8 protein-coding genes are annotated in these 9,036 nt (G+C 63.7%); 4 read left to right on the top strand and 4 right to left on the bottom strand.

Translation table 11 applies throughout. The annotated features are described in order from the left end of the window. Positions 1-221: 221 nt before the first annotated feature. The 4 genes from FJ417_RS32620 to FJ417_RS32640 all read right to left on the bottom strand — a co-directional run bounded on the left by FJ417_RS32620 (position 222) and on the right by FJ417_RS32640 (position 5,285). A complete protein-coding gene (locus FJ417_RS32620) occupies positions 222-1,391 on the bottom strand; it encodes a cystathionine gamma-synthase (protein ID WP_140786303.1) in 1,170 nt (389 codons plus the stop codon). Beyond that, the gene (locus FJ417_RS32625) at positions 1,388-2,824 is read right to left on the bottom strand and encodes a pyridoxal-phosphate dependent enzyme (RefSeq protein WP_140786304.1); all 1,437 of its coding nucleotides are present in this window, start codon (positions 2,822-2,824) and stop codon (positions 1,388-1,390) included. Before FJ417_RS32625 ends, FJ417_RS32620 begins: the two co-directional genes overlap by 4 nt. A 459-nt stretch (positions 2,825-3,283) precedes the next feature. Next, positions 3,284-4,624, bottom strand: coding sequence for an FAD/NAD(P)-binding protein (locus tag FJ417_RS32635; RefSeq protein WP_140786305.1), 1,341 nt, complete (start codon positions 4,622-4,624; stop codon positions 3,284-3,286). A 475-nt stretch (positions 4,625-5,099) separates the two neighbouring features. Beyond that, on the bottom strand, positions 5,100-5,285 hold the full coding sequence (locus tag FJ417_RS32640) for a hypothetical protein (RefSeq protein ID WP_140645963.1): 186 nt from the start codon (positions 5,283-5,285) through the stop codon (positions 5,100-5,102). 309 nt (positions 5,286-5,594) lie between these two features. On the opposite strand from FJ417_RS32640, the gene FJ417_RS32645 reads away from it, so the two are divergent. The 4 genes from FJ417_RS32645 (at position 5,595) to FJ417_RS32660 (ending at position 8,865) form a co-directional block, all read left to right on the top strand. Then, complete coding sequence (locus FJ417_RS32645; RefSeq protein ID WP_095767965.1) at positions 5,595-5,957, top strand: septal ring lytic transglycosylase RlpA family protein; 363 nt, start codon at positions 5,595-5,597, stop codon at positions 5,955-5,957. Between the two features lie 338 nt (positions 5,958-6,295). Beyond that, positions 6,296-7,573 (top strand): polyhydroxyalkanoate depolymerase, encoded by a 1,278-nt coding sequence (locus tag FJ417_RS32650; protein ID WP_140786306.1) that lies wholly within the window; start codon positions 6,296-6,298, stop codon positions 7,571-7,573. Between the two features lie 189 nt (positions 7,574-7,762). Continuing rightward, positions 7,763-8,380: a transglutaminase-like cysteine peptidase gene (locus FJ417_RS32655; RefSeq protein ID WP_140659988.1), complete on the top strand. Its 618-nt coding sequence runs from the start codon at positions 7,763-7,765 to the stop codon at positions 8,378-8,380. A gap of 230 nt (positions 8,381-8,610) precedes the next feature. Further along, positions 8,611-8,865: a hypothetical protein gene (locus tag FJ417_RS32660; protein ID WP_140786307.1), complete on the top strand. Its 255-nt coding sequence runs from the start codon at positions 8,611-8,613 to the stop codon at positions 8,863-8,865. Positions 8,866-9,036 lie beyond the last annotated feature (171 nt).

The raw sequence follows: 9,036 nt of genomic DNA on the forward strand, positions 1-9,036 counted from the left end.
CACGCCAATGGAAGGTCGACTTGATCGAGAAGAGCAACCCGGAATGGTTCGAGTTGTTTCGCGGGATCGGCTGGTGAGCGTTCTGGACCGTGGCGGCTCTCAACCGTCACGGCATGGATTCTAGGGTCTGCACGCGTCGCTTCGCTCCTTGCTCCGCCCTAGAATGACGAAGGATAGGTTGGCGGGACAGAGGGGGGCGCGAAGGATCTCGGCGAAGCCGTTTAGCCAGCCAGCGCCTGCTCCAGGTCCGCGATCAGATCATCGCCGTCCTCGATCCCGCAGGACAGCCGGACCAGCGAATCCGAAATGCCGATGGCGCCGCGCTTTTCCGCCGGGATCGAGCCGTGCGTCATCAGCGCCGGGTGCTCGATCAGGCTTTCGACGCCGCCCAGGCTTTCGGCGAGCGTGAAGAGCTGCGTGCGTTCGAGGAAGCGTTTGGTGCCGGCCAGGTCGCGGTCGAGGTCGACCGAGATCATGCCGCCGAAGGCATGCATCTGCTGGACGGCGATGGAGTGCTGCGGGTGGCTGGCGAGGCCGGGATAGATGACCCGGCGGACATCTTTTCGCGTTTCCAGCCATTGCGCTATTTTCAGGCCGTTGGCCGAGTGACGCTCCATCCTGAGTGCCAGGGTCTTGATGCCGCGCAAAGCGAGAAAGCTGTCGAACGGGCCGGAGATGGCGCCGATGGCGTTCTGCAGGAATTTCAGCTGGTCGGCGAGATCCTTGTTGTCGCCAACGACCGCCACGCCGCCGACCATGTCGGAATGGCCGTTGAGATATTTCGTCGTCGAATGCACGACGATGTCGATGCCGAGCTCCAGCGGGCGCTGGATATAGGGGCTGCAAAAGGTATTGTCGGCGACGGTGAGCAGCCCCTTGCGCTTCGCCAGCGCCGCCACCGCTTCGAGATCGACGATGCGCAGCAGCGGATTGGTCGGCGTCTCGACCCAGAGGAGCTTGGTGTCCGGGCGGATCGCCGCCTCGACCGCGGCAAGGTCGGTGAAATCGGCGAAGCTCACCTCCAGGCCTGCCGAGCGCTTGCGCACCCGCTCCATCAAGCGGAACGAGCCGCCATAGATGTCGTCAGTGGCGACGATATGGGCGCCGGAATCGAGGAGCTCCAGCACGGTGCCGATCGCGGCCAGGCCGGAGGCGAAGGCGAAGGCCTTGCTGCCGCTCTCGAGGTCGGCGACCGCGCGCTCGAACGCGAAGCGCGTCGGGTTCTGGCTGCGGGCGTACTCAAAACCCTTGTGCACCCCGGGCGACTGCTGGCCGTAGGTGGAGGTGGCGTAGATCGGCACCATCACCGCGCCGGTCAGCGGATCATGGCTCTGGCCGCCATGGATGGCGCGGGTGGAAAAGGCCAGGCGGTTCTTGCCGGTCGAGGTCATTTTGCGCGGCGCCTCAGATGGTTGATCAGGTCGATACGGGTTATCAGGCCGATGAACTCTTCGCCATCGAAGACGATGGCGACCTCGTTGCGGTCGAAGACAGGCAGCAGCGCATCGAGCGTCTGGCTGGCCTGCAGCGTATGCAGGTTGGAGGTCATGGCCGATCGCACCGGACGGTTGAAGCGGTCCCAGCGACCGTCATAGGGGCCGTCGACCTTGGCTAAAATATCGCTCTCGTCGACGATGCCGACCAGCCTGCCCTCGTCCAGCACCGGCAGCTGCGAGACGTCGGAGCGGCGCATGCGGCCATAAGCGTTGAGTAGGGTTTCTTCCGGGCCAACGGTCACAATGTCGCCGGTGCGCGGCGAGCGCATGACGAGGTCGCGCAAGTCGCCATGCTGTTCCTGGTCGGCCAGGCCCTGCTCGGCCAGCCAGATGTCGTCGAAGACTTTCGACAGGTATTTGTTGCCGCTGTCGCAGACCAAGGTGACGACGCGCTTCGGCACCGTCTGCTCGCGGCAGTAGCGAAGTGCCGCCGACAGCAGCGTGCCGGAGGACGAGCCGGCCAGGATGCCTTCGCGCGACAGCAGATCGCGCACCGCCAGCATGCTCTGCTTGTCGGGAATGGAATAGGCCTTTTTCACCAGCGACAGATCGGCATTGGGCGGCACGAAATCCTCACCGAGGCCTTCGACCGTCCAGCTTCCGGCCTCTTCCATCTTGCCGGTCTTGATCAGCGGCGCCAGCACCGATCCAACCGGATCGGCGAGCACCATCTCGGTCTTCGGCGAGTGTTTCGCAAAATAGCGGCCGAGGCCGGTCAGCGTGCCGCCGGAGCCGACGCCGACGACCACCGCGTCGACATCGCCTTCAAGCTGCGAAAAGATTTCCGGTCCGGTCGTCGTCTCATGCGCCAGCGGATTGGCGGGATTGGCGAACTGGTTGGCATAGAAGGCCCCGGGCAGTTCGGCGGCGATCTTCTCGGCCATGTCCTGGTAATATTCGGGATGGCCCTTGCCGACGTCGGAGCGGGTCATGCGCACCTCGGCGCCGAGCGCTCGCAGATGCTGGATTTTTTCGCGCGACATCTTGTCGGGCACGACGAGGACGATGCGGTAGCCTTTCGGGATGCCGACCTGGGCCAGGCCGAGGCCGGTGTTGCCGGCGGTCGCCTCGACGATCGTGCCGCCCCGCTTCAGCGCGCCCGATTTCTCGGCCGCCGCGATCATCGACAGCGCGATGCGGTCCTTGATCGAGCCGCCGGGATTCTGGCTTTCGAGCTTGATGAACAGCCGGCACTTGCCGGTGTCGAATTTGGTCAGCTCAACGACCGGCGTCTGGCCGATCAGGTCGAGCACCGAGGCGTAAGGCGGACGTAATCTCGACAGATTGGCGTCCACGCCGCCGGGCGCCGGTTGTCTCTGCTCGCTCATCTCAGATGCTCCATGGAAGCAGTTCGATGCGGGTGTTCGCAATCTCGCGCATCCTTGTTGGATCATGATCTTTTCCAAAAACCGGTTCCCACTTTTTGGGATCATGCTCTAGCCGCCGGAATCCATTCCGGTTTCGCGGATCGCGCGAACCGTCTTTTCAAGCCCTTTTCGTCTGGAAAGAAGATAGATCGTGCCAATCCCGCGGCGAGTGGGGGAATGGAATTTCACGGGGTGCGCGCTCTATCGCCTCTCCTGTTGAACTTGGCGGGACAGCGCCCCCCTCTGTCCTGCCGGACATCTCCCCCACTTGGGGGGAGATCAGCAGCTCCGCCCGCAGCGTCTTCTTCTGCAATGTCGGCGATTGGCGAAAGCCGAGGCGACAGCCAATCTCCCCACTTGTGGGGGAGATGGCCGGCAGGCCAGAGGGGGGCGCCGTAGAGCGCCGACCTCGGCAGAAATTCACCCCAGCAATTGCTTGCTCAGCTTCGCGCATTGCACGCGGATGTCGGGAATGGCGTCGATCTCGAAGAAGGTGCCGCGCGTCAGCGGCCCGACGGCTAGCAGCTTCGACGACACCGTGCCGTCGGCCGCGATCAGCTCGCATTTGGCGGTGACATCGAGGCCGAGGCGCAGCGGGTCGGGCCGCGCCACGCCGCGCTCGACCAACGAGCGCACGACGCCGTTCGACGTCCTCGAAATGTCGCGGGCGATGCCCATGCAATCATAGATGCGGGCGACGTCCAGGGTCTCGACATCCTGCGTGCCGCGCGGCTGGATTTTCACGGCGAAGCCACCGTTCGCCTCGACGTTCACGACCCTTCCGGCGACGAGGCGGATGCGGCCCGACCTGACCGCCTCGGTGACGCGCGCGTAGACTTCCGGCGCCATGCGGTGGCGGTGGATGTCCCACCGGGCCTTGGTGTGCTCGACGAAGCGTCGCTTGGCCGAGGACGGCCAATTCTGCCAAATCGTCTGGTTGAACGGCCTCAGGCCATCGACGACGTCGCGCCAGTCGCCGCCGGCCTTCTGGGTCTCGCGGATCAGATTGCGGAACCAGCCGACGAAATAGGAGAGCTCCGTGCCGAGCGGAATGTCGGCGATATCGAGCTTGATCGGATTGCCCTTGCGGTGCGGCGACGGCAGCAGCCCGCGCCGCGACACCGCGACGATGGAGCCGCGATGGCCGCGCTGTTCCAGCGAGAGAAACGCGTCGACCATGCTCAGGCCGGTGCCGAGCAGCAGCACCTGGGCTTGCGGATCGAGCGTGGTGTCGGCCTCCGTCCCCATCCGGACGGCGTGGCCCTGGAAGGCGCCGGGCTGCTCGTCGTGACCGGTGGCCAGGACGGCAAGATGCGCGACGACGCTGGTGCCGTTGGCCAAGGCCACCTCGACGCCCGACGCGGTCGGCGCGATCGACAGGCTCTCCTCGCGGATCAGCCTGAGCCGGCCGGTGTCGCGCTCGCGCTCCACGAGGCCGTCGAGCAATTCCTGCAGATAGCGGGCATAGAGGCTGCGCGGCGCATAGAACGGCCCCTGGTCCGGCCTGGCGAGGCCGCGTTCCAGCACCCAGCGCGCGAAATGCGTCGGGTCGTCGGCATAGCCGCTCATGCCGGAGGCGTTGACGTTGAGCACATGCGCCGAAAGCAGCGTCGAATAGGCCATGCCCTGGCCGAAATGAGGCCGCTTCTCGATCAAGGTGACGCGCAGGTCCGGATTGGGCGATTTCAACAGATGCGCGGCCAGCACGACACCGCTGGCGCCGCCGCCGACAATAATGATGGAATTGGCGCGTCCAACCATGACTGCTCGCCGAAACGGAGCGATCAGCGCGCGGCGAGCGCCGCGAGCGGCCTTGGCCGCAAGCCACGAACGATCGCCGGAACGGGCTTTTGAAGGTCGCGCATCGTTCTCTCACTCCCAATGTTGATAAGATTACTATACTAACCGAGCCGGGCACGAAACCAGAGTTCCAATTGCCGCGCCCTTTGAAGCACGAATTTGCCCGGATGGCGTGACAGGAGGATTTTCGTTCGATCGGCGTCCGGCACCTTGCGCGCCTTCGTCATTCCAGGGCGGAGCGACGCGGGAGCGGAGCGTAGACCTCAGAATGACGACACAAGAGACGCTCAGCCAATGCGCAAGGTGGCGCTTGCCGGCGAACGCGACCGCTTGCCGCCGCGCGACGAGAGCCTCTCCCGGGCCTGGCAGTACTGGTCGCAAGGATCGGGTCGCAGACTAACCTTTGTCGCCAGCCGTCTCCCCGCGGCCGGCAAGGTCAGATGCGCGAGCGGTTCGCCCAGCGCAGCCCGACCACGCCGACCAGCATGGTGACGAGGCCGATATAGAGCCATTGCGTCTGGCCGGTCATGAAGCTGCCCTTGACGAGGCCGAGACCTTGCAGCGACCACAGCGCACCCAACCCCAGCACAATCAGCGCCAGCACAAACCTGATCAATCGCATTGGCTTGACCCTCTCCGGAAGTCGATCCTGAACGGCAATGGGGACGCAACAAAAGACGCGGAGGAACCGAAGCAGTTCCGTTCCTCTGTACTTGAATCCTGACGACCGATGTTGGCCGGAACGATCCGGATATCGGTCCGATATTCATTGAGAATACGCCTTCCCGGTGCCGGAAATATCATGACAAACTGTTTCGCGGCGACTCCAAACGTGTGCCATCGCCATGGAACCGCCAGATCAATGCCGCATTTCCTGCCTCATTCGGCACATATCGGCGGGGCCTACCTCTAACGGAGCCACCCCCAAAGCATGAAGAAAACCAACCAGACCGCGCTTGTCGCGGTAACGATCGCGGCTGGCCTGATGGCCGGCGCCTCTTCCGCCTCCTCCGCCGCCGCGCAGTGCGGCCGCGCTTCCTGGTATGCGCTGCATTCCAGAACCGCCTCGGGGGAACGCATGAACCCCTCGGCACTGACTGCCGCCCATCGCTCCTTGCCCTTCGGCACCAAGCTTAGGGTCACCAACAAGAACAACGGCCGCAGCGTCGTCGTGCGCATCAACGATCGCGGTCCGTTCGTGAAGGGACGCATGCTCGATCTCTCCCGCGGCGCCGCCGGCCAGCTGGGTTTCATCGGTTCGGGCCATACCGCCGTCTGCATGGCGCGCGTCTGAGCTTTGTTTTGATGCATGTCGTTGCCCCAAAACCGCTGCACACTTTAGGGCGACATGCATTGTCCGTCGGACCATGATCCAATGCGGACCAAGTGGTTCGGGATTCATGGGCGGTGTCCGGCATGAGGGCCGGACACATATCCTTCACATTTCCGCAGCGCACATTGAGCCGGCTCGCCCGCTCAAGCCCGATTTTCAACAGGTTGAACCAAAGAAGCATTCGTCAGACAAAATGACGTATTGCATCGCAACAGTATCTTGTTAACCTCGCCAGGAGACATTCAAGGCTCGGCGCTGTCCGTCGTCCTTTTGGTCGTTGGACGGCAGCGGGGTTCGCGATGTTCTACCAGCTCTATGAAATGAACCATGCGGCGCTGCAGCCGGCTCGGCTCTATGCCGACGCGGTACGGCTCTTCTACTCCAACCCGCTCAATCCGATTTCCCACACCCCCTTCGGCCGCTCGGTCGCGGCGACCGCGGAGCTCTTCGAGCGGACCACCCGCCGCTACGGTAAGCCGCAATTCGGCCTGGACAAGACCGTGGTCGACTGGAAAAGCGTCGCCGTCGCGGAAAAGACGGTCTGGTCGAATCCGTTCTGCAACCTGATCCGTTTCGAGCGCGCGCTGCCCGCCGGCCGCAAGCCGGACCCCAAGCTTTTGATCGTGGCGCCGATGTCTGGCCATTACGCGACGCTGCTGCGCGGCACGGTCGAGGCGATGCTGCCCTATGCCGACGTGCATATCACCGACTGGGTCGATGCCCGCATGGTACCGGCGGCGCAAGGCAGCTTCGATCTCGACGACTACATCGACTATGTCATCGAGATGTTCCACGCGCTCGGCCCCGACACGCATGTGATGGCCGTGTGCCAGCCTTCGGTGCCGGTGCTGGCGGCGGTGGCGCTGATGGAAAAGCGCGGCGATCCCTTCGTGCCCGCCACCATGACGTTGATGGGCGGCCCAGTCGACACGCGCCGCAACCCGACCGCGGTCAATCTTCTGGCCAAGGAAAAGGGCATCGACTGGTTCCGCGACAATGTCGTGATGCAGGCGCCTTGGCCGGTGCCGGGCTTCGGCCGCCTGGTCTATCCGGGCTTCCTGCAGCTTTCGGGCTTCATGAGCATGAATCTCGACCGCCACATCATCGCCCACAAGGATTTTTTCATGCACCTTGTGAAGCATGACGGCGACAGCGCCGAAAAGCACCGCGACTTCTATGACGAATATCTGGCGGTGATGGACCTGACGGCGGAATTCTACCTGCAGACGGTCGACACCGTGTTCGTGCGCCATGCTCTGCCGAAAGGCGAGATGAAGCACCGCGGCGAGCCGGTCGACTGCGCGGCGATCCGCAACGTGGCGCTGCTCACCATCGAGGGCGAGAACGACGACATTTCAGGGCTCGGCCAGACCCAGGCCGCGCATGATCTGTGTGTCAACATTCCCACCGACAAGCATGTCCATTACATACAGCCGGCCGTCGGCCATTACGGCGTCTTCAACGGCTCGCGCTTCCGCTCCGAGATCGTGCCGCGCATCGCCGACTTCATCTCCAGCTATGGCCGCCAGCAGCGGGTGGCGGTGAGGCCGAAGCTGGTCCGTTCGGCCAAAAGCTGAACGCCGGAGCCCGGATCAGCCCTGCCGCCGCCCGGCGGCCGGCCGTGTTGCGCCCACGCCTCTGTTGCGAAAGTGCCGCTACGGGATCGTCCAGGTAACCATGCCGTCAAACTGGCCGCCGTCTCCAATTGACACGGACTGTAAATCGCCTTTAACGTTTCGTTAATAAAGAACAGGGCGGCGGGGACAATGACTTCCTCAGCGATGACGCGGATTCTGCGTTTGTGTGCGGTCGCAGGGCTGACGATCTCTGCGCATTGGGCCGTGCCTGCCTGGGCGGCGGGCGCGATGGCCACGGGCGGGCTGACCTCGCAGCCGATCGGCCACTATGATTTCTGCAAATCGCATCCGAACGAGTGCAACATCCGCCCGGCCAATCTCGATCCGGCCAGGATGACCGACGGTCTGTGGCGCCGGCTGACCAGCGTGAGCGCCAAGGTCAACGCCGCCGTCAAGCCGTTGAGCGATCTCGATCACTACGGCAAGGACGAAGTCTGGGCCTATCCGGACGACGGCTATGGCGACTGCGAGGACTATGTGCTGGAAAAGCGTCGCCAGCTCTACCGAATGGGCATGTCGCTCGCCGATCTTCTGATCACCGTCGTGCGCAAGCAGGACGGCGAAGGCCATTCGGTGCTGACGGTGCGCACCGACAAGGGCGACTACGTGCTCGACAACCTGACCGACAGGGTCAAAGCCTGGGACGCGACCGGCTATCGCTTCCTCAAGCGCCAGGCGATCGACAACACCGGACGCTGGGTCTCGATCCGCGACGGCCAGGCGGTGCTGGTCGGCTCGGTGCAGTAGGGCGCCAACTTCAGTTTCGTCATATTGTAGGGCCAAGCCAGAGCGCAGCGATGCGCCGCAGTTCCGGCCGCCAAACTACCCTATCCTCCTCAAACCATTCTATGGTCTGCGCCGCGTCCGCTTCGCTCCCGCTCCGCCCGTGGATGACGAAGTCTCACAGCTCCATGAACCATTTCCTCCCGGCCGGCGACACACGGCCGTGGACGGAAACCAAACCATGGAGAATTCAAATGACTGCTTTTCTGCGGAACACCCTGCTTGCCGCCGTCGCGGTATCGGCCCTGACCGGATCGGCCCTGGCGGACGAGACTGTCAAAAGCTGCGCCAAGACCAACTTCGATGATTTGTGGAGCGGTCGCTGCTGCAGCGTCGGTTCCGCGAACTGCCCGGGCGGCGGCAATGGCCGCGACCATCAGGGCCATCAAGGCAATGGCGGCCGGGGCAGCACCAATGGCGGCAGCACGAACGGCGCCGGCAAGCTCTGATTTAGAGGTGAGGGCTTTCCACAGCGTCGCACATGGAAGCCTTGGCTTCGCGCCTTCGTCATTCTATGGCGGAGCAAGGAGCGCAGACCATAGAATCCTGTGTGTTGGTTCTGGTGTATGGTTTGAGGTGGGAAGGAGACCGAATGAATCCTGGTCGTCCTTTCGGACAGG

Source organism: Mesorhizobium sp. B3-1-7, assembly GCF_006439385.1.
In the GTDB taxonomy this organism is placed as follows: domain Bacteria; phylum Pseudomonadota; class Alphaproteobacteria; order Rhizobiales; family Rhizobiaceae; genus Mesorhizobium.

Excerpts from the sequence above, each read along its gene's own strand:
- FJ417_RS32620 (WP_140786303.1), bottom strand. The coding sequence starts at position 1,391 with ATGACCTCGACCGGCAAGAACCGCCTGGCCTTTTCCACCCGCGCCATC.
- FJ417_RS32625 (WP_140786304.1), bottom strand. The coding sequence starts at position 2,824 with ATGAGCGAGCAGAGACAACCGGCGCCCGGCGGCGTGGACGCCAATCTG.
- FJ417_RS32635 (WP_140786305.1), bottom strand. The coding sequence starts at position 4,624 with ATGGTTGGACGCGCCAATTCCATCATTATTGTCGGCGGCGGCGCCAGC.
- FJ417_RS32640 (WP_140645963.1), bottom strand. The coding sequence starts at position 5,285 with ATGCGATTGATCAGGTTTGTGCTGGCGCTGATTGTGCTGGGGTTGGGT.
- FJ417_RS32645 (WP_095767965.1), top strand. The coding sequence starts at position 5,595 with ATGAAGAAAACCAACCAGACCGCGCTTGTCGCGGTAACGATCGCGGCT.
- FJ417_RS32650 (WP_140786306.1), top strand. The coding sequence starts at position 6,296 with ATGTTCTACCAGCTCTATGAAATGAACCATGCGGCGCTGCAGCCGGCT.
- FJ417_RS32655 (WP_140659988.1), top strand. The coding sequence starts at position 7,763 with ATGACTTCCTCAGCGATGACGCGGATTCTGCGTTTGTGTGCGGTCGCA.
- FJ417_RS32660 (WP_140786307.1), top strand. The coding sequence starts at position 8,611 with ATGACTGCTTTTCTGCGGAACACCCTGCTTGCCGCCGTCGCGGTATCG.